The sequence below is a fragment of the Streptomyces sp. NBC_00996 genome (genome assembly GCF_045162675.1).
Taxonomy (GTDB): domain Bacteria; phylum Actinomycetota; class Actinomycetes; order Streptomycetales; family Streptomycetaceae; genus Streptomyces.
The window spans coordinates 6,760,575-6,780,553 of the sequence record NZ_CP108723.1 but is presented as its reverse complement, the minus strand read 5'-3'; the positions used below and the strand labels follow the sequence as shown (position 1 = coordinate 6,780,553).

Below are 19,979 nucleotides of genomic sequence, written 5' to 3'. Positions count from 1 at the left end.
GCAAGAGACGGCTCTGAGGCCGCGTCGATCCTCGCACGGGACTCCCGAGGTTGCGCAAGCCCCCTGTTACCGATGGGTATTCATGTCCGGATTTTCGCTTCCTCTCACCTGGTGTCCGGTATCGGCAGCGGACGCTTCTCGATCGCCGCAGCCATCACCTCGGGAAACAGATCGGGCGTGCACGCGAACGCCGGTGCGTCGAGGGCCCCGAGCGCCGCCGCATGCTCATGGTCGTACGCGGGCGCCCCCTCGTCGGACAACGCGAGCAGCGTCACGAACTGCACCCCCGAAGCCTTCATGGCCGCCACCCGCTTCAGCATCTCGTTGCGTATGCCTCCTTCGTAGAGGTCGCTGATGAGCACGACCACCGTGTCGGCGGGCCGGGTGATCTGCGACTGGCAGTACGCGAGTGCTCTGTTGATGTCCGTGCCACCGCCGAGCTGGGTGCCGAAGAGGACGTCGACCGGGTCGTCGAGCTGGTCGGTGAGGTCGACGACGGCTGTGTCGAAGACGACGAGCCGGGTGGCGATGGACCGCATCGACGCGAGCACCCCGCCGAACACGGACGCGTAGACGACGGACGCCGCCATCGACCCCGACTGGTCGATGCAGAGGATGACCTCTTTCCTCACGGACTGCGAGGCCCGGCCGTAGCCGACCAGCCGCTCGGGCACGATCGTGCGGTACTCGGGCAGGTAGTGCTTCAGGTTCGCCGCGATCGTGCGGTTCCAGTCGATGTCGTGGTGGCGGGGGCGGGTGATGCGGGCGCTACGGTCGAGGGCTCCGGTGAGCGTGGCCCGGGTGCGGGTGGCGAGCCGCTTCTCCAGGTCCTCGACGACCTTGCGCACCACGGCCCGCGCCGTCTCCTTCGTCGTCTCCGGCATGGCCTTGTTGAGGGAGAGGAGGGTGCCCACCAGGTGCACGTCGGCCTCCACCGCCTCCAGCATCTCGGGCTCCAGCAGAAGGGTGGACAGCCCGAGCCGGTCGATGGCGTCGCGCTGCATGACCTGGACGACGGAGGAGGGGAAGTACGTCCGTATGTCCCCGAGCCAGCGCGCGACCGACGGCGCCGACGCCCCCAGCCCCGCCGAACGGTCCCGCCCCGCCTGTGCCTTGCTCCCCTTCCCGTAGAGCGCGGTGAGCGCCCCGTCCATCGCGGCGTCCTGCCCGGCGAGCACACATCCGGTGCCATCCGCCTCGTCCCCGCCGAGCACGAGCCGCCATCGGCGGAGCCGCTCTCTCGCTGCGCCGGGCGCACCGGGCGCGTCGGGCGCACCGCTTGCGCCGGTCGCGTCGTTCATTTCGCTCGCGTTCACGGGTGCGGTCATCGGGGGACCCCCACAAGGTCGTTGCCATCGCCGACGTGATCGTCACCGGCGTGGTCGTCACCGGTGTCGGATTCGCCCGGCCCGAGCAGCAGACGCAACACCGGCAGTACAGCGTCCGTGCGCTCGGGGTCGAGGTCGGGGGCGAACCCGGGTATCCCGGAGCCGGCGACCGCCGTGCTCCCGCGCGTTCCCGGCCCACGCCGGACCAGCTCGCCCAGCGTCCTGCGCACCCCGGCCTCGTACGCCGAGAACGTCCGCCGCAGCAACGGCAGCACATCGGTGAACGCCTCCGCCGGCACTCCGGTCAGCCACGCGTCCACCAGTGCGAGCAACCGCTCGTCGTGCACCAGCAGCATCCCGCCCCCGGAACCGCCGCCGACGAAGCCCTCGATCCACGCGGCCGCGTCTGCGGGTGCCGTCCCCGGCGACAGCACGAGCCCCATGAGCCGGGCGGCCTCGTCCTGCGCCAACTCCCCCTCGTCCAGCAGCAGTCGTACGGCCCGTCCGCGAATCACCCCTGGCACGGTGTCGCGCCCGGCCAGCACCCGGAGCACGGCGTGCCAGCGGCCGCGGATACCGGTGGAGGACGGTGTGCGGCGGGCATCCTGCGCGGTACCGCTGAGCGATCGCGGGTCGGCGGCTGACGCCGCGGCCGTCTCCCACAGGAGCGTCACGGCCCCGTGCACCGCGTCCACATGGCGTCGCATCTCCTCGGCGGCCTCGGTGTCGAGGGCCGCGCAGCCCGGTGGGAGGCCGACGAAGATCCGCTCGGCGAGGCCCGCCGCCACGTCGGTGAGGGCATGGGTGTCCGTGCCGCGCACATCGCCGTAGCGCAGGGCGCGGACCAGGGCGGGCAGGGCCTGGGCGAGGTGGCCGACGTCCGCCTCGAGGGCGGCCCGGTCGGCGAGGACCCGCATCACCACGGGCAGCGCGTCCGGAAGTCCGGCCAGCAGACAGCGCTCGGCGAGTGCGGTGACATCGGCCAGCGCGTGCGCGGCGACGGCGTCCGCCTCGGCCCTGGCCGTCGCCGCGGCCGGCACCGTCGTGCCCCACACGCCGGCCTCCGCGACCCGCACCGACAGCTCCGGCTCCCAGCGCAACCGCCAGGTCTCCCGGAACGTGCCAGTGCTGCCCCGCGACACCGTGGGCTCGCCCCACTCGACGCCGAGCAGCCGCAACCGGTGAAGCAGCCTGCTGCGCTCGGCGTCGGTCTCCTTGCGCAGGTCGAGCTCCAACTCCCGCTCCGACGCCTCCGGTTTGAGGCGCAGCCGCCGCTGGAGCCGCGCGAGGTCGCGCTGCAAGGGCACCGCGGGGGCCGAATCCGGCACCTCCCCCATCACATCGCCGACCACGAGCCGGTCCCGCACGAGCGCCAGCGGCACGTCCGAGCCCTCGCACATCACGGCCCGTACGGCGTCGGTGGTCTCGGTCAGCCCCGGCAGCGGGCGGCCGCGCATCGCGGCGAGCGTGTCGGCCAGCCGCACCGCTTCGATGACGTGCGCGGACGAGACCATCCGGTCCTCGTCGCGGAGCAGCCGGGCCACCTTGGTCATCCAGCGCTCGACGGGACGGTCGGGGGCGCTGAACAGATGCCCGTACCAACCCGGCGAGTCGATGCCCGCGCCGTACCCACTGACCCGGGACAGCCGCCGATAGGTCCACGGCACCCACGTCAGGTCGGCCTTCGCCTTGGGGAGCCCCTTGAGCAGCGCCCGGTCCGCGCCGACGGCGGTCCTCCCCCGCAACGCGGGCACATGCCAGGCCCCGCACACCACGGCCACGCCGTCCCCGAACTCCCGCTCCGCCGCCCGCACCTGGAGCCGCATGTACGCCTCCCGCACCGGGTCGCGGTCGTGTCCTGCGACCCCGTACGCCTCCCGCAGCGCCCCCATCGCCTCCTCGAGCACGGCGAACGGTGCGAACGGATCGCTCCCGGCCTCGCTTCGGTGCTCGACCACGTCCTCCCACCAGCGCTCGGGGTCGTCATAACCGGCCGTTTCGGCGAGTACCGCGAGGGGGTCGATCCGTACGGCCGCCTCGACGGGCCGGCCGGGATCGGCGGGCGGCGCATCCCCCGGGTCGCCCTCCTGATCGAGCTCCTCTTTGCCCCATGCCAGCGTGTGGGTCGCCGGGAGATCGATGAAGCGGGCCGGGACTCCGCTCTCCAGGGCCCACCGGACCGCCACCCACTCCGGTGAGAACTCGGCCAGCGGCCAGAAGGCCGAACGGCCGGGCTCGTCCACGACGTGGGCGAGGAGGGCGACCGGGGGCCGCATCTCCTTGTCGGCGGCCAGCGGGATGAGCGCGTCCGCCTCCGGAGGGCCCTCGATGAGCACGACCCGGGGCGCCGCCGCCTCCAGGGCGGCCCGCACGGCCCTCGCCGACCCCGGGCCGTGATGCCGCACCCCCAGCAGCAACGGCCCTCCGGTGACGTCCGTCATGCGCTCACCTCCCGGCACGCCCGGTAGAAGTCCTTCCAGCCGTCCCGCTCGCGGACGACCGCCTCCAGATACTCCTGCCAGATGACGCGGTCGGCCGCCGGATCGCGGACGACGGCGCCGAGGATGCCGGCGGCGACGTCGCTCGCCCGCAGGACGCCGTCGCCGAAGTGGGCGGCCAGAGCGAGGCCGCCCGTGACGACGGAGATCGCCTCGGCGGTGGACAGCGTGCCGCTGGGCGACTTCAGCTTCGTACGCCCGTCGGAGGTGACCCCGGCGCGCAGCTCGCGGAAGACGGTGACGACGCGGCGGATCTCGTCGATGCCGTCGGGCACGGCGGACAGGTCGAGGGAGCGGCCGATCTGGTCGACACGACGGGAGACGATGTCGACCTCGGCTTCGGCACTCTCCGGCAGCGGCAGCACCACCGTGTTGAAGCGACGGCGCAACGCACTGGACAGTTCATTGGCCCCGCGGTCGCGGTCGTTGGCCGTCGCGATCAGGTTGAAGCCACGGACGGCCTGCACCTCCTGCCCCAACTCCGGTATCGGCAGGGTCTTTTCCGACAGGATCGTGATCAGCGTGTCCTGTACGTCCGCCGGGATGCGGGTCAGCTCCTCGACGCGGGCGGTCATGCCCTCGGCCATGGCCCGCATGACAGGGCTCGGCACGAGCGCGTCCCGGCTCGGCCCGTGCGCGAGCAACTGCGCGTAGTTCCAGCCGTACCTGATCGCCTCCTCCGGGGTGCCGGCCGTGCCCTGCACAAGCAGGGTCGAGTCGCCGCTGACCGCCGCGGCCAGGTGCTCGGACACCCAGGTCTTCGCGGTGCCGGGCACGCCGAGCAGGAGCAGGGCGCGATCGGTGGCGAGCGTGGTGACGGCGACCTCGACGATGCGACGCGGGCCCACGTACTTGGGTGTGATCACTGTGCCGTCAGGCAGGGTGCCGCCGAGCAGATACGTCGCGACGGCCCACGGCGACAGCCGCCAGCGCGCCGGGCGGGGCCGGTCGTCCTGCACGGCCAGCGCGGCGAGTTCGGCGGCGAAAGCGTCTTCGGCATGCGGCCGCAGCGCCTCGCCCGCCTCGCTCGCCCTCGCTCCCGCGCGCTCTCCCGCAGGCGTAGGAACGGACGTCGGTTCAACGGACACGGACATGGCTCGGTCCCCCTCCAGCTCGGCCGGTTCGGATCTGGTTCCACCGTGCACCACGCCACTGACAATCGGCTCTGACCTGCGCGAATGCGTTCGCGAGGGCCGATTGTCAGTGGCGGGATCTACCTTCGATGGCATGACTCAGCAGGCGGTGCGCTGGACAGCGGATCAGGTGCTGGCACTGGCGCCTGACGTCGCGTCACGCAGGGCGGGAAGCGAACTCGGCGCGGCCGGGCCGTGGTCGGAGGCAGGCAGTTCTGACGAGGGGACGGTATGGGGACTGTGCAGGGGAAGTGGCAGCAAGCCGTATCGGACGGTCATCGACATAGCGGACTCCACGGGGCCCGCTTACCAGTGCAGTTGTCCGAGCCGAAAGTTCCCGTGCAAGCACGCGCTGGGGCTGCTGCTGCTCTGGGCGGGCCCGGACGGCACGGTGCCGCGCGGTCAGGCACCGGACTGGGCGGAGCGGTGGACAGAGGGGAGAAGAGAGCGCGCGCAGGAGCAGAGGACGGCGGGCGGGGCATCTGGAGCCGCGTCGTCGGGTGATCCGGAGGCGGCTCGGCGCAGGGCGGAGCGACGGGCCGAGCGGATCACCGCGGGGGCCTCGGAGTTGGAGCAGCGGCTGACCGACCTACTGCGCGGCGGCCTCGCCTCCGCCGAGCAGACGGGGTACGGGCTGTGGGAGGAGACGGCGGCCCGGATGGTCGACGCGCAGGCACCCGGTCTGGCCGCGCGGGTGAGGGAGTTGGGGTCGATCCCGTCGTCCGGTCCGGGCTGGCCGGTGCGGCTCCTTGAGGAGTGCGCGCTGCTCCACCTTCTCGACCAGGGCTGGCTGCGGCGCGAGCGGCTGCCGGACGGCCTTGCCGCGACCGTTCGTTCACGGGTGGGGATTTCCGGTTCGGCGGACGGTCCGCCGATGCGGGACCGCTGGCTGGTCCTCGCCCAGTACGACACGGCGGATGCCCGCCTCACAACGCGCAGGATCTGGCTGCACGGCGCGGTGTCCGGCCGCACGGTCCTGCTCCTTTCCTACGGGGCGGCGGGCCGCGCACCGGAGTTGGCGTTGCCGGTGGGGCTGGCCTTCGAGGCGGAGGTGTCCGCGTACCCGGGCGCCGGGCAGCTCCGAGCGGCGCTGGGCGATCGGTTCACGCCTCCCGCGCCCACGGCGATACGGCCACCGGGGCTGACCACGTCCCAGGCGACCGCCCGCTACGGAGAGGCCCTGCGGGCCGACCCCTGGCTGGACTCCTGCCCGGTCACCCTGGATCGCGTCGTCCCCACCCCGGACGGCGACTCCTGGCAACTCGCTGACTCCGATGGTGACTTGGCCCTGCCCCTCACCCCCTCCGCCCGGTCCCGTCCCGACCTGTGGCGTCTCGTCGCCCTCTCCGGCGGCGCCCCCGTCACGGTCTTCGGTGAATGCGGCCACCGCGGCTTCACTCCACTGACGGCCTGGGCACAGGAGGGCACGGGGGACGCGGTGCCGCTGTGCTGACGGCTCCGACCGCGGTGAACCGATGACCTCTTCGACCGCACCGACCAGCCCGACGATCTCCGTACGGAAAGGACGCTCATGAACACGACCTCGGCCTTTGCGGGCGCGCCCGCCGGTGGTACCTGGGAGGAGCTCGTCACGGTGGCGTTGCTCGGAACCGAGCGGCGCACTCCTCCGGGATGGGCGCCGGGGCGGGAGGCGCCGGTGGCGTTGTTGGACGCGGCCGCCGTGGAGACGCTGCGGCGGCGGGCCGGGGTGCGGCCGGCGCGGGCGGCGGCCCGTCCGGAGCCGGCGGCGCGGGACCCCCGGCCGGCCCTGCCGCCCGCCGCGGCACGCCGGCTGGCGCTGCTGCTCGCGGACCGGCCCGGCACCGGAGGCGCCGGCCGCAGAGGGACGGCACCGGACCTGATGGAGCTGCTGCCCCAGTGGCTGACCCTGGCGAACGAGCGCGGATTCGCGGCGCCCCCGGAGGCCCTGCCCGCGCTCCTAGACGCGGCCCGCGGACGCACCGATCTACGACCCGCGGCCCTGGCCTTCGCCGGGCCCCGGGCACTGTGGCTGGCGCGGCTGAAGCAGGACTGGCGGTTCGCGCTGCGCTCCTCACCGGGCGGCGGCGCCGCGCTGCCCGGCCCGGAGGAGACCGAGCGCGTACAACAGCTGTGGCAGGAGGGATTGTTCGCCGAGCGGGTCGCGCTGCTTTCGGCGATACGGGCCAAGGACCCCGCCGCCGCACGCGAGTTGCTGGCCACCACGTGGGCGACGGAGCGGGCCGAGGACCGACTGATGTTCCTCGACTCGTTGCGGTCGGGGCTGTGCCCGGACGACGAGCCGTTCCTGGAGCGGGCGCTGGCCGACCGCAGCCGCAACGTACGGGCGACGGCGGCGGAGCTGCTGTCCGCGCTGCCCGGTTCCGCGCTCGCGGCACGGATGGCGGCCCGGGCCGGTTCGTGCGTCGCGGTCGACCGTACGGGGGTCACGCCCACGATCGTGGTCGAGGCGCCGCACGAGTGCGACGCGGGCATGGAGCGGGACGGCGTGGTGCCGAAGGCTCCGGCCGGGCGGGGCGAACGGTCGTGGTGGCTGGGCCAGTTGGTCGAGGCCGCGCCGCTCGGGACCTGGCCGGAGCGGTTCGGGGGGCGTACCGCGCAGGAGATCGTGGCGCTGCCCGTGGCCGACGACTGGCGGGCCGAGCTGCATGCCGCGTGGTGTCGGGCGGCCGTGCGCCAGCGTGATCCCGGGTGGTCCAGGGCGCTCCTCGGGGCACCCTCCGCGCCGGAGGCCGGTGGGCCGGGGGCGGTGTCACTGGCCGAGCGGTCCAAGCTGCTCGCCACGTTGGGGGCCGGTGAGCGGGCCGAGTGGGTGGCGGGGTTCATCGGTACGCACGGGTTGTCCGAGGCGTTTCAGCTGCTCGGGGTGTGTGCGGTGCCCTGGGCGGGGGCCTTGGGGTGGGCGGTGGTGGACGCGCTCAATATCGCGCGGGACGCCGGGAGTTATCCGTGGAGCTTCAGTGGGGTGATGGGGCTGGCCGAGCGGTGTCTCGACCCGGTGGAGGCCGTGCGGCTCGCTGGGCTCACTTCGATTCCCGACGAGCCGGAGAACGCGGCGCCGGGGGCCGGCGGCTACTGGGCCGAGGCGTTCCAGCGCCTCGTCACCACTCTGCGCCTGCGCGCGGCCATGGCGTCGGAGCTTGCGGTGCCGTGAGGGTTTTCGTCCCGGCCGCCCCTGCCCATTCCCGTATCTGGGGGCCTTCGCCCCTCCAGACTCCCCTGGGTCGCTTTTCGGCTGCGCGCCGGTGGAGGCTTGCCGCACAGTTCCCCGCGCCCGTGAAGGGGCGCGGGGAAGGCCCCGGTGCTACGCCTCGGCCGGCTGCCTCACATTCGCCCGTACCCAGTCCACGATCGACGCCGTCGTCGCCCCCGGCGTGAAGATCTCCGCGACGCCCTTCTCCTTGAGGGGCGCGATGTCCGCCTCGGGGATGATGCCGCCGCCGAAGACCTTGATGTCCTCCGCGTCGCGCTCCTTGAGGAGCTTGATCACGGCCGCGAAGAGCGTGTTGTGGGCACCGGAGAGGATCGAGAGGCCGATCGCGTCGGCGTCCTCCTGGATCGCGGTGTCGACGATCTGCTCGGGGGTCTGATGGAGCCCGGTGTAGATGACCTCCATACCGGCGTCGCGCAGTGCCCGCGCGATCACCTTGGCCCCGCGATCGTGGCCGTCGAGCCCCGGCTTGGCCACCACCACGCGGATCGGACCGGCTGCCACACCCATCACTGCCTCCATGAACCGACTACATCAACCTGTACCGACTATCGAATACCGATACATAGCATTAACTACCGAATACGACACATATCGCACATTCCGCTGCTCACCGCACCGGATGCGCCCCTGCGGCACGGGCACCCCGAGCCTTACCGGCCGAGGAAGTGAACGAACGTTATCGCCAGCATCCCGCAACCGGCAGTTTCGCGGTGGAGACCGAGGGGGAAATCACACACTGGGACAAGTTAGCCGCGCACCGTTCCGCGTCCCGCGGCACACGCGCCGCATGGACCTGCGGCACACGGGCCACGGCCGGAGCCTGCGCAAGGAGAGCCGCGATCAGGTGGCCTCACCACCGCGACGTCAGCGGGACACCGTGACGGTGGGGCACATCGGCGAGGCCACGACAGCGGGGAGCCACGCCAGCACAAGGACGACGGGACGACGAAGACGGCTCCGGGCCGCCGCCGGGCTCCACCGCCCACGGCCTCGAGCCGCGTCACACCCCTCGGCAAGGCACCCCGTAGCGTAATCGGCGTCTCACGCGCCGCACACGCACCGTCGGTCACCGCCGTCACCGCCACCGTGGCTGTCCACGAGGGCACACGGGGGACAGAGCGGTCCTGCCGCGTGCCGACTGGAGGTCGGCCATGAAGGTCACCAGGGCAGCGTTGCCCCTTCTCCCCCTCTGTCAGCGTCTGTTTCCGTGCAGACTGGTAGGACTCTCGGTGACTCTCCTGAAGGCGACGGCCCTGGAGATCGCGATCCTCGCCGGACACCTCCTCCTCTACCCCTCCGGTATCACCCCGGAGCGCCGCACCGCCCCCGCACTTCCCTCGCCCGACGCCGCCCGGCTGCCCACCGAGGCCAAGCCCCCGGTCGTCCTGCTGCACGGCTTCATCGACAACCGCTCGGTCTTCCTCCTGCTGCGCCGCAACCTCGCCCAGCACGGCAGGCAGCACGTCGAGTCGCTCAATTACTCCCCGCTCACGTGCGACATCCGCACCGCCGCCGAGCTGCTCAGCCGGCACATAGAGGAGATCTGCGAGCGCACGGGCCACGATCAGGTGGACATCGTCGGGCACAGCCTCGGCGGACTGATCGCGCGCTATTACGTGCAGTGCCTGGGCGGCGACACCCACGTACGCACCCTGGTCACACTCGGCACCCCGCACTCGGGCACTCGTGTGGCCCCCTTGATGAACGCGCACCCGATCGTCCGCCAGATGCGCCCGGGCTCCGAGGTGATCGAGGAGCTGAGCATGCCCGCACCGGGCTGCCGCACCCACTTCGTCAGCTTCTGGAGCGATCTCGACCATCTGATGGACCCGCTGGAGACGGCCTGCGTCGACCACCCGGACCTGCTCGCGCAGAACGTACGCGTGAGCGGCGTCGGCCATCTCGCCCTGCCCGTGCACCCCGCCGTCGCGGCAGGGATACGGCAGGCGCTCGACGCCGACGAGACAGGAATCGGCGCCGCCGCCCAGACCGACGGCCTGACAGTGGCGTAAACAGCCGCCGCACAGCCGCCTGACACCCCCGCGACTTCGAACGTTCATCGAACGCCAGGCCAAGGCCGTGCCCACACTTCCCCGAAACACGGCCGAATGCCCGTTTCCTGCGAGGAGGAAACCTGCCGAAGATTGTCGCGCCCGCGTACCGCCGGGTACAGTCACCGCACTGCTCTGCCAGCCCCTGTTGTCGAGGCGAAAGAGAAGTTGGTGAACGACCGTCACCCGTCGGGGACCGTAACTCCCCCGGCTCCGGCTTCCGATGCCGCCTCGGCGCTCTACGCGTCGTACGGCGGGCAGGAAGCCCAGTACGGCGACTTCACCACGTACGACGGCTACACCGCGAACGGTTTTGACGCCGGCGCCACCGGTACGGCTACCGGCGCCTACGCGACCGCGAGCTTCGAGACCGACCCCCTCTTCGGCGACATGCCGGGCAACAGCACCGGTTCGTACGACACCACGCAGTGGAGCACCGGCAGTCACCAGACGCTGAACTACGACCCGTACGCCGCGCAGCACCAGGCCGCGTACGACACCGGAAGCTACGCAACGACCACGTGGGCGGCCGGTTACCAGCAGCTCGCCGACATCCCCGCGCAGCATCCGGGCCCCGAAGCCTCGGGCCAGTGGGACGCGACCGCCTGGCTGCAGCCCGAGCAGCCGCTCGACGGGACCCAGCAGTGGACCATCCCGGCCCAGGGCACGGGCGCGTACGACGCCACCCAGTGGAACACCGCCGCCGGCCACGACCCGTACCAGGCGTACGAGCACCCGCAGCCCGACGCGTACGAACAGCAGCACCCGCAGCCCGAGTCGTACGAGCAACAGCACACACAGCCCGAGTCGTACGAGCAACAGCCCGAGTCCTTCGACCAGCAGGCGACCGCCACCTTCGAGCAGGTCTCGTACGAGCAACCCGTCGCCGACGAGGACGAGTTCGAGACCGCGGACGACAGCGGTGAACAGCACGAGACGCCGCTGCTCGACGACATGGAAGAGGTCATCCCGGCCCCCCGCGCCGCGTCGCGGGCCGGTTCCCGCTCCCGTCGCCGCAGCCCCGCGAAACGTTCCGCTCTGCTGACCGTCGCCGTGCCCTCGGCCTGTGTGATGGGGGTCGCCGGGATCGCCGCCGCCTCCGTGGGCAGCATCGGCGGGGACGACAGCAAGGACACGACGGCCAGCGCGGCCGACGCGACCTCGGTGAAACCCTCCGCCGCCAACAACAAGCTGGACACCCAGCTCCAGAGTCTCTCCGCGGGCGCCGACGACTTCGCAGACCGGGCCAGCCGGACGCAGGAGCGTATCGACCTCAAGGCCGAGCAGGAAGCCCAGAAGAAGAAGGCGGCGGAGGAGGCGGCCCGCAAGGAGCGGCTGCGCCCGAAGTTCGTGCTTCCGGTGACGCAGAAGGGGCTCAGTGCCTACTTCGGTCAGGCCGGCATCAACTGGATGTCCGTGCACACGGGCATCGACTTCCCCGTCTCGTACGGCACGACCGTGATGGCCGCGACCGACGGAACCGTCCGCACGCAGTGGAACAGCGCGTACGGGAACATGGCAATCGTCACCGCGAAGGACGGCACGGAGACGTGGTACTGCCACCTCTCCAGCTACAAGGTCGCCTCAGGCACCGCCGTGAAGGCCGGCGACCCGATCGCCTTCTCCGGGAACTCCGGCAACTCCACCGGTCCGCACCTGCACTTCGAGGTCCGCCCGGCCGGCGGTTCGGCGATCGACCCGCTGCCGTGGCTGCGCAGCCACGGCCTGGACCCGACGTAGGACGTAACGGTCCGCCGGGCCCCACCGCCCCGTACCGGCTACAGCTTCTCCACCGGCGCGTACCGCAGCAGCAACCGCTTCGGCTTCGCCTCGCCGAAGTCGATCGTCGCCTCCGCGTTCGCCCCCGTCCCCTTCACGCCGACGACGGTCCCGAGACCGAACTGGTCGTGGGTGACCCGGTCCCCGATCGCCAGCGAAACGACCGTCTTCTCGGAGACACCGCGGCGCGTCGCGAACCCGGAGGCACCCGAAGCCGCGGACCGCGACCGTGAGGACGACAGCGACGCAGCGACACCCGAGACCGGACCCGACGACACGGGAGCCATCGCACCCGTGCGCTTCCACTCCAGGTGCGCGTCCGGGATCTCCTCCAGGAAGCGGGACGGCGGGTTGTACGAGGGCTGCCCCCAGGCACTGCGCATGGACGACCGGGTGAGATACAGCCGCTCCCGCGCGCGCGTGATGCCGACGTACGCCAGGCGCCGCTCCTCCTCCAGCTCCTTCACCTGCCCCAGCGCGCGCATGTGCGGGAAGACGCCGTCCTCCATGCCGGTCAGGAAGACGACGGGGAATTCGAGGCCCTTGGCGGTGTGCAGCGTCATCAGCGTGATGACGCCGTTGCCGTCCTCCTCGTCGGGGATCTGGTCGGAGTCCGCGACGAGCGCGACCCGCTCCAGGAAGTCGGAGAGGCCGCCCGCGACCTCTCCCTCACCCGCCTCCTGCTCGAACTCCAGGGCCACGGCGGCGAGTTCCTGGAGGTTCTCGATACGGGTCTCGTCCTGCGGGTCGGTGGACGCCTGCAACTCGGCCAGATAGCCGGTGCGCTCGAGGACCGCCTCCAGGACCGTGGCCGGGCCGGCGCCCGACTCGACGATCGTGCGGAGGTCTTCCATGAGCGTGTTGAACCGCTTGACCGCGTTCGTCGAGCGCGCCGCCATCCCGTACGCCTCGTCGACGCGGCGCAGGGCCTGTGGGAAGCTGATCTTCTCGCGCTGCGAGAGCGCGTCGATCATCGCTTCCGCGCGCTCGCCGATGCCGCGCTTGGGGACGTTGAGGATGCGGCGCAGCGGGACCGAGTCCTCGGGGTTGGACAGCACCCTGAGGTACGCCAGGACGTCCCGGACCTCCTTGCGCTCGTAGAAGCGGACGCCGCCGACGACCTTGTAGGGCAGGCCGACGCGGATGAAGACCTCTTCGAAGACACGGGACTGCGCGTTCGTACGGTAGAAGACCGCGACGTCGCCCGCCTTGGCCTCGCCCGCGTCGGTCAGACGGTCTATCTCGTCGGCGACGAACTGCGCCTCGTCGTGCTCGGTGTCGGCGACATAGCCCGTGATGTTCGAGCCCGCGCCCGCATTGGTCCACAGGTTCTTGGGGCGGCGGGATTCATTGCGCTCGATGACCGCGTTGGCGGCGGACAGGATCGTCTGCGTGGAGCGGTAGTTCTGCTCGAGCAGGATCGTCGTCGCGTCCGTGTAGTCCTCCTCGAACTGGAGGATGTTGCGGATGGTCGCGCCGCGGAAGGCGTAGATCGACTGGTCGGCGTCACCCACGACGCACAGCTCGGCAGGGCCGAGGTCGTCCTCGCGGGACGGTTCGTCCTCGGCGCGGGCGCCGCGCGCCGGGCCGACGAGCTCCCGCACCAGCGCGTACTGCGCGTGGTTGGTGTCCTGATACTCGTCGACCATGACGTGGCGGAAGCGGCGGCGGTAGTGCTCGGCGACGTCCGGGAAGGCGCGCAGCAGGTTGACCGTCGTCATGATCAGGTCGTCGAAGTCGAGCGCGTTGGCCTCGCGCAGCCGCGACTGATACATCGCGTACGCCTGAGCGAGGGTCTTCTCGAAGCCGTCGGTGGCCTGGGCCGCGAAGTCCTCCTCGTCGATCAGCTCGTTCTTCAGGTTCGAGATCTTGGCGCTGAACGACTTCGGCGGGAAGCGCTTGGGGTCGAGGTCGAGATCACGGCAGACGAGTGCCATCAGACGCTTGGAGTCGGCGGCGTCATAGATCGAGAAGGAGGAGGTGAAGCCGAGCTTCTTGCTCTCGCGGCGCAGAATCCGCACACACGCGCTGTGGAAGGTCATCACCCACATCGCGCCCGCACGCGGGCCGACGAGGTGCTCGACGCGCTCCTTCATCTCGCCCGCGGCCTTGTTGGTGAAGGTGATCGCGAGGATCTGGCCGGGGTGGACATTCCGCTCGGCCAGCAGATACGCGATCCGGTGCGTGAGCACGCGGGTCTTGCCGGAGCCCGCGCCGGCCACGATGAGCAGCGGGGAGCCGGAGTGCACCACGGCCGCGCGCTGGTTCTCGTTCAGCCCGTCCAGTAGTGCCGCGGAGTCCACGGCAGGCCGGTGGGCGCCGTCGCGGTAGTACGCGTCCCGGTCCGGGGGCACGTCGAACTTCCCGCCGAACAGATCGTCCGGAACGGGCTCCGGCACGTGATCGTCCTCGGGCGGCGGCGGGGGTTCTTCCTCGTGGGCCCGTGAGGGCTTGAGGTCCGCCAGGAAGCTGTCATCAAAGAGGCTGCTCATCGCTCTCCGAGTCTAGGCGGCCGCACTGACACCCCGCCGCCACCCTGAAAACTCGACCGGATCTCGTGACACGGATCGGAACTCGATCGGGTGGGTCTCATGGCACGGTCTCGGGAGCCGACGATCTTCCAGTGGCGGCCGCCCGCGGTCTTCCTACCTTCCGGAATCGCCTCGTCACCTTCGGTGATCGACCGAGCCGGGCGTACAGACCTTGAGGAGAGACGGCCACCAGGTCGCCGCTCACCGCCTCACGACCTCGACACCTCACCGCCTCAGCGCCTCACCGCCTCGACACCCCAGCGCCTCAGCGCCTCAGCGCCTCAGCGCCTCAGCGCCTCAGCGCCTCAGCGCCTCAGCGCCTCAGCGCCTCAGCGAGAATCTTGCGGCCGTCGGGGGGTGCGGAGCCGCCGCCCCGGAAGACCTCGGCGACCGCTGCCGCGATGCCGATAACCAGACGGACGTCGCCACTCCGGACAACTCACCACAGACCATTCCGGATTGACTGCGCGGAGTGATGCCCAAGGTCAAGGTCACAAAAATGTATCGGGCATATCGCACATCAAACTTCACAGGAGCCACACGCGTTGGCTACCGTGCCGGGCAGGCCGCTCGACACCCACCGGCGAACGACGCCGGGCCGTGCGGCCTCCGCTCAATCCGGTGCGCCCCCGTGGCAGCCGGAGCCGGGGACCCAACCGACCTTGGGGTGAATCGGTCCAACTGCCTTGTGGGGCAAGGACCGTAGGGCAAACCTTCCGGATCCACCCGCCCGAACCCGACAGCTAACTCGGTAGGCGGATGACGGAAGGAGTCGCCTCTCTTGGCGTCGCACCGCAAATGGCGTCCTACGGGTACGCGCGTAGCAGGCATACGGACCCCCGCCCTCGCGACGGCGGCTCTCACCTCCGTCGCCCTGCTCTCCCAGACGGCGAACGCCGCCCCCTCGGCCGAACCGAAGCCGAGCCTCGAAGAGGTCGAGAAGAAGGTCAACGACCTCTATCACCAGGCCGAGACGGCCACCGACAAGTACAACGCGGCCAAGGAGAAGACCTCCAAGCAGCGCAAGCAGGTCGACACCCTCCTCGACGATGTCGCCAAGCGCACCGAGAAGCTCAACACCGCGCGTGAGGAGCTCGGTTCGTTCGCGGCGGCGCAGTACCGCACCGGGGCCGCCGCCCCTGACACCGCGACCCTCCTGCTTGCCGACAACCCGCAGGACTACTTCGACCAGACCCAGCTGATGAGCCGTCTGACCACCCGCCAGAAGGCGGCCGTCGACGACTACATCACCGAGCAGGCCGCCACCACCAAGAAGCGCACGGAGGCCGCCAAGAGTCTGGAGACGCTGACCAGCTCGCAGACCGCGCTCAAGACGTCCAAGGCAGACGTTCAGCACAAGCTCACCGAGGCCCGCGAACTGCTTTCGAAGCTGACCGCCGAGGAGAAGGCGCGGCTGGCGGCGATCGAGAAGAAGAAGCAGCAGGAGGCCGCGCGCAAGGCGGCGGAGCTGGCGCAGCAGCAGGCCGCCGCCGAGGCCGCGAAGAAAGCGGCCGCCCAGCAGGAGTCGTCGTCGAGCACCACGACCGGCTCGTCGGACACCACGACCGGCTCGTCGAGCTCGACGACCACCGACTCCTCGTACGCGACGAAGGCGGCGAAGGCTCTCGCGTTCGCCCGCGCGCAGATCGGCAAGCCGTACGTCTGGGGGGCGACCGGCCCGGACTCGTACGACTGCTCGGGCTTCACCCAGGCCGCCTGGAAAGCCGCCGGCGTCTCGCTGCCGCGCGTCACCTACGACCAGGTGAACGCCGGCACGACCGTCCCGCTCTCCGACGCCCAGCCCGGTGACCTCGTCTTCTTCTACGACGATGTCAGCCACGTCGGCCTGTACATCGGCAACGGGATGATGATCCACGCGCCCAAGCCGGGAGCGTACGTCCGCGAGGAGTCGATCTACTACGACGGCACGTCGGCGATCCACAGTGTGGTGCGCCCGGCGTAAGCAGTTGTAGGGCCGCTTTAGATCTGTCAGATTCTCAGCGATCTGTCGTCAACTTGTCGTCTGCGACAGATCGCTGAGAATCGCTCCGTAGAGTGACTCTCGGCCACTCACAGCATTCTTGCCCTCCCCGGATGCATGGGACGCCGCAGCCAATGGGCAGTCTCGGCCGGGATCACCTTCTGTGTCCCTTCGGTTACGTATATCGGGGGTGGCGGTGTCGTACGTCTCGGTTCGAGAGCCAATGGCTGAGGCCAGAGCTGTGGAGGTCCGCTACCGCCAGGCAGACGGGGTCTTCGCGGAGACCTCGTGGGATCTGCTGGTGAGTGAAGAGGTAGCGGCCGGGCTGCCGGTGCGGGAGTTCCGCTGGTACAAGGGGCGTCGGCACTACTCGGGCTGGTACCACGCGGTGACGGGCGATCGTCTGGTGGCCTACGAGAGCCGTTTGGAGCTCGCCCGCATCTTGCTGGCGGATTTTGCCCAGGATGTGGTCGGGATTGCCGCTCAGCCGTTCCAGGTAAGCGGGGACGACGGAGTCCGCATCCGTCGGCACGTACCGGATCTGCTGCTGACGCATGCGGACGGGCTGGTCACAGTGGTGGACGTCAAGGCTCCGTACCGTGTGGACGTACCGGAGGTAGTGGCCCAGTTCGACTGGATGCGGAAGCTGTGTTTGCTGCGAGGCTGGGCTTTCGAGGTGTGGGCTGGCGCCAGTCCTGTCCTCGTGGAGAATGTCCGGTTCCTGGCCGGCTACCGGCGGCCTGAGCGTGTCGCGGTGCGCCTGGCTGCGGAGGTGCTGGAAGCCGCCCGAGTGCAGGCGAACGTCGGCGGGATCGAGAGGGCGTTGGCGGCACGGCATCCTGCGGAGCTCGTCCGTCCGGCGCTATTGCATCTGGTGTGGTCCGGTGCCCTGTCGGCGGATCTCTCGCGTCCGTTGAGTGCGCAGACTCCGGTTCGCCTCACGGATGGGCAGGATCAGGGGGGATGAGAAGTGCCGCCGTTGCCGTGTTTCCCGGCTCTCGGCTGGTCTTCTGCGGCGATGTCGTCGAAGTGGTCGAGTTCAATCACCTGGGTGTGACGATCCGCAATACGCGGACCGGTGAGTTCTCCACCGTCTCGGTGGGACGTCTGGCGGCAGGCTCGCAGCCGGTGGATACCGGACCACTGCCCAGGGCCGATGACAGTGCTGGCCTCGTGCTGGCGTCGTTGTCCCGGCAGCAGCGGGATGAGGTCAGCGAGCGGGCCAGGCATATCCGTGAGGTCCTGACCGGCTACCGTTCTGGCTTTGCTGAGGGTGCTCGGCCCGGTGAACCGCGCGACGAGTTCTCCGAAGCACGGTCGTTGACGCAGCGGGTCGGGGCCAAGGCCGCCGAGCTGAAGGTGTCGGCGCGGACGGTGGAGCGGTGGGCCGCTGCCTATCAGGCGGGCGGCGAGGCCGCGTTGGTCGACACCCGCCTGCTCAAGAGGCGAGGTTCTCGCGTCGATCCGCGTTGGGACGAGGCTGTCAACATCGCGCTCGCGGAGTACGTCACAGCGTCGACGCCGACACGGTCGGCGGTGCTGAAGCGGGTCCAGGCTTGGTTGGAGGAGTCGTACGGCGCGGGGGTGGTGCCGCTGCCATCGAACGCGACGGCTTACCGGCGGCTGGAGGAGTTGAGCAAGGGAACGAACGCTCTGTCGGGCAGCGCGAAGGCAAGGCGCTCGATCGCTGACCGCCCCAAGGGGGTCTATGGGCGGCTGCGGGCCACCAGGCCCGGTGAGTACGTGGTGCTGGACACGCAGGATCTGGACGTCTTCGCGATGGAACCGGTGACCTGCCGCTGGGTGAGGGCTCAACTGACGGTCGCTTGTGCACGGCTGGTCACTGACCGAGTACGTTGCGCCGGTGATGCAGAGATCTGGCTGGACGGTGCACTACACCAGCCGCGACGTCGACCGGCCCGGTTCTGGGCCGTCCTGGCTGCGTGACCTGCCCGATGACCTGATGTCGTGGCTCGACGAGGTCGGTCTCCCGGACGGGCTGCCGTTCTTGCTGTCGCCTCGATTCGAGTACGACGTGGTGCTCAACTCGTACTTCCATCGGGTGGATCTGATCGACGCGCCGTGGAACAGCAACGCCAACCGGGCCCGGGCACTCGCGGGTTACCTGAACTTCCTGCACCGCGCCCGCGGCGGGAAGTCGTGGCGGCAGGCCACCGAGGCCGATCATCTGGCGTTTCATCGGTGGCGGCGCCGCGATCCGGCGGGTCCGCGGGTGGCGGGCGGCACCTGGAGCCAGGAGGTCGCGCACGTCAACCAGTTCTTCGAATGGGCGGTACGGCAGAACCAGCTCGGCGCCGTGCCGATCCCGCATCGCTCGCGACGGCCCGCGCCGCTGGGGACGTTCGCGGGTACGCCGGCGGCCCGCGAGGAGGAGACGGTCCCCGCGACCTACGCGCATGACGAGGGCGGCGAGCGGATCGAGTGGCTCCCGCCAGCTTCCTACCGGCTCTGGCGGGACGTGGGCCTGCGCGGATACGGGGCTGACGGCCTGCCCACGGACCGGTTCAAGGGCCGCTGGTCGGCGAGGAACGCGACGTTCACAGATCTCATGGTCCGCACCGGCATGCGGCTGTCCGAGCAGTCCCACCTGACCACGATGGAGATGCCGGTCCGGTCCGAGCTGGGCGGCTACCAGCGGTTCTGGCTGCCCGGAGCGATCGCGAAGTACTTCTCCGCCCGCTGGATCTACGTCCCGCACAGCGTGGTGCGCGACCTGGCCGCCTACGCGGAACTGGACCGCGCGGAGGTGGTCGAGGACGCCCGCGCGGCCGGACGCTACCGGCGGTGGCGCCGCCCGCTGGTGATTGATGATCCGTCACATCCGCAGCTGGTGCGAGTGACCGGCGGCGGTATCCGCCGGGCGGTGAACCTGCGCGAGCTCAAGCCGATGGAACGGCGCCGGCTGCTGGTGGAGACCGCGGACGGCCTGGAGCCGGCGTTGTTCTGGCTCGGCGAGGACGGGCAGCCGCTGGCGGTTTCGACCTGGAAGAGCATCTTCGCCGACGCCAACGACCGCTGTCGGCACCAGCGGATCGCCCTGTCATGCCATGCCCACCTTCTGCGGCACGGTTTTGCCGTGGTGACCTTGGAACAGCTCCAGCGCGGCCACATCGCGGCCCTGGCCGAGCTCAACGAGGCCCAACGCGGCCACTACACCCGCATCTTCGGAGACCCGCTCGACTGGGTCCGCCGCAGACTCGGACACCGGTCCGTCCTCACCACGGCCATTTACCTGCACGCTCTGCAGGAGCTGGAGATGGAGACGCGGATGGCGCTGGTCCCCGACACCTGGGAGGACCCGCGCGACACCCCGCTCCAGCGGATCGGCGACGACATGCCGCCGTTGGCCGAGGCGATGGAGGCGATCGAATGACCCGGCACGGACGCGGCAGCACCGGCCCCAGCCGACCCTCTGCCCTACCGCAGGGAACCTACGATCCTTC

Annotated in this window: 13 protein-coding genes and 1 riboswitch; of the genes, 8 read left to right on the top strand and 5 right to left on the bottom strand. The window is 70.5% G+C overall.

Annotation, left to right across the window (positions count from 1 at the left end; genetic code table 11):
* Positions 1-104: 104 nt before the first annotated feature.
* Genes OG390_RS31870 through OG390_RS31860 form a run of 3 tightly spaced genes read right to left on the bottom strand, consistent with a single transcriptional unit; the run spans position 105 to position 4,920 of the window.
* Entirely contained in the window at positions 105-1,301 is a 1,197-nt protein-coding gene (locus OG390_RS31870; RefSeq protein WP_406177953.1) for a vWA domain-containing protein, read from the bottom strand.
* Between the two features lie 23 nt (positions 1,302-1,324).
* Positions 1,325-3,769: a DUF5682 family protein gene (locus OG390_RS31865; protein WP_406172846.1), complete on the bottom strand. Its 2,445-nt coding sequence runs from the start codon at positions 3,767-3,769 to the stop codon at positions 1,325-1,327.
* A complete protein-coding gene (locus tag OG390_RS31860; RefSeq protein ID WP_406172845.1) occupies positions 3,766-4,920 on the bottom strand; it encodes an AAA family ATPase in 1,155 nt (384 codons plus the stop codon). Before OG390_RS31860 ends, OG390_RS31865 begins: the two co-directional genes overlap by 4 nt.
* 133 nt (positions 4,921-5,053) lie before the next feature.
* Here OG390_RS31860 and OG390_RS31855 point away from each other — a divergent pair, with 133 nt between their 5' ends.
* Both OG390_RS31855 and OG390_RS31850 read left to right on the top strand, forming a co-directional pair.
* Complete coding sequence (locus OG390_RS31855) at positions 5,054-6,412, top strand: SWIM zinc finger family protein (RefSeq protein WP_406172844.1); 1,359 nt, start codon at positions 5,054-5,056, stop codon at positions 6,410-6,412.
* A 78-nt stretch (positions 6,413-6,490) separates the two neighbouring features.
* On the top strand, positions 6,491-8,113 hold the full coding sequence (locus OG390_RS31850) for a DUF5691 domain-containing protein (protein ID WP_406172843.1): 1,623 nt from the start codon (positions 6,491-6,493) through the stop codon (positions 8,111-8,113).
* A 150-nt stretch (positions 8,114-8,263) separates the two neighbouring features.
* Here OG390_RS31850 and OG390_RS31845 read toward each other — a convergent pair whose 3' ends face one another.
* The gene (locus OG390_RS31845; RefSeq protein ID WP_362502576.1) at positions 8,264-8,680 is read right to left on the bottom strand and encodes a cobalamin B12-binding domain-containing protein; all 417 of its coding nucleotides are present in this window, start codon (positions 8,678-8,680) and stop codon (positions 8,264-8,266) included.
* 644 nt (positions 8,681-9,324) lie between these two features.
* Here OG390_RS31845 and OG390_RS31840 point away from each other — a divergent pair.
* On the top strand, positions 9,325-10,185 hold the full coding sequence (locus tag OG390_RS31840) for an esterase/lipase family protein (protein WP_406172842.1): 861 nt from the start codon (positions 9,325-9,327) through the stop codon (positions 10,183-10,185).
* A 210-nt stretch (positions 10,186-10,395) separates the two neighbouring features.
* Positions 10,396-11,964 carry a peptidoglycan DD-metalloendopeptidase family protein gene (locus OG390_RS31835; RefSeq protein WP_406172841.1) on the top strand — a complete coding sequence of 523 codons (1,569 nt, stop codon included), beginning with the start codon at positions 10,396-10,398 and terminating at the stop codon, positions 11,962-11,964.
* Between the two features lie 38 nt (positions 11,965-12,002).
* Here the strand turns inward: OG390_RS31835 and pcrA are convergent, their stop codons facing one another.
* Positions 12,003-14,495, bottom strand: a complete 2,493-nt coding sequence (gene pcrA, locus OG390_RS31830) for a DNA helicase PcrA (RefSeq protein ID WP_406172840.1) — start codon at positions 14,493-14,495, stop codon at positions 12,003-12,005.
* A 639-nt stretch (positions 14,496-15,134) separates the two neighbouring features.
* Positions 15,135-15,308, top strand: a riboswitch (cyclic di-AMP (ydaO/yuaA leader).
* Positions 15,309-15,315: 7 nt separating this feature from the next.
* On the opposite strand from pcrA, the gene OG390_RS31825 reads away from it, so the two are divergent.
* The 4 genes from OG390_RS31825 (at position 15,316) to OG390_RS31810 (ending at position 19,909) form a co-directional block, all read left to right on the top strand.
* Entirely contained in the window at positions 15,316-16,497 is a 1,182-nt protein-coding gene (locus tag OG390_RS31825) for an NlpC/P60 family protein (protein ID WP_406172839.1), read from the top strand.
* A gap of 259 nt (positions 16,498-16,756) precedes the next feature.
* The gene (locus OG390_RS31820; RefSeq protein WP_406172838.1) at positions 16,757-17,482 is read left to right on the top strand and encodes a TnsA-like heteromeric transposase endonuclease subunit; all 726 of its coding nucleotides are present in this window, start codon (positions 16,757-16,759) and stop codon (positions 17,480-17,482) included.
* On the top strand, positions 17,479-18,462 hold the full coding sequence (locus OG390_RS31815) for a helix-turn-helix domain-containing protein (RefSeq protein WP_406172837.1): 984 nt from the start codon (positions 17,479-17,481) through the stop codon (positions 18,460-18,462). Before OG390_RS31820 ends, OG390_RS31815 begins: the two co-directional genes overlap by 4 nt.
* Positions 18,383-19,909, top strand: coding sequence for an integrase (locus OG390_RS31810; RefSeq protein ID WP_406177951.1), 1,527 nt, complete (start codon positions 18,383-18,385; stop codon positions 19,907-19,909). Before OG390_RS31815 ends, OG390_RS31810 begins: the two co-directional genes overlap by 80 nt.
* Positions 19,910-19,979 lie beyond the last annotated feature (70 nt).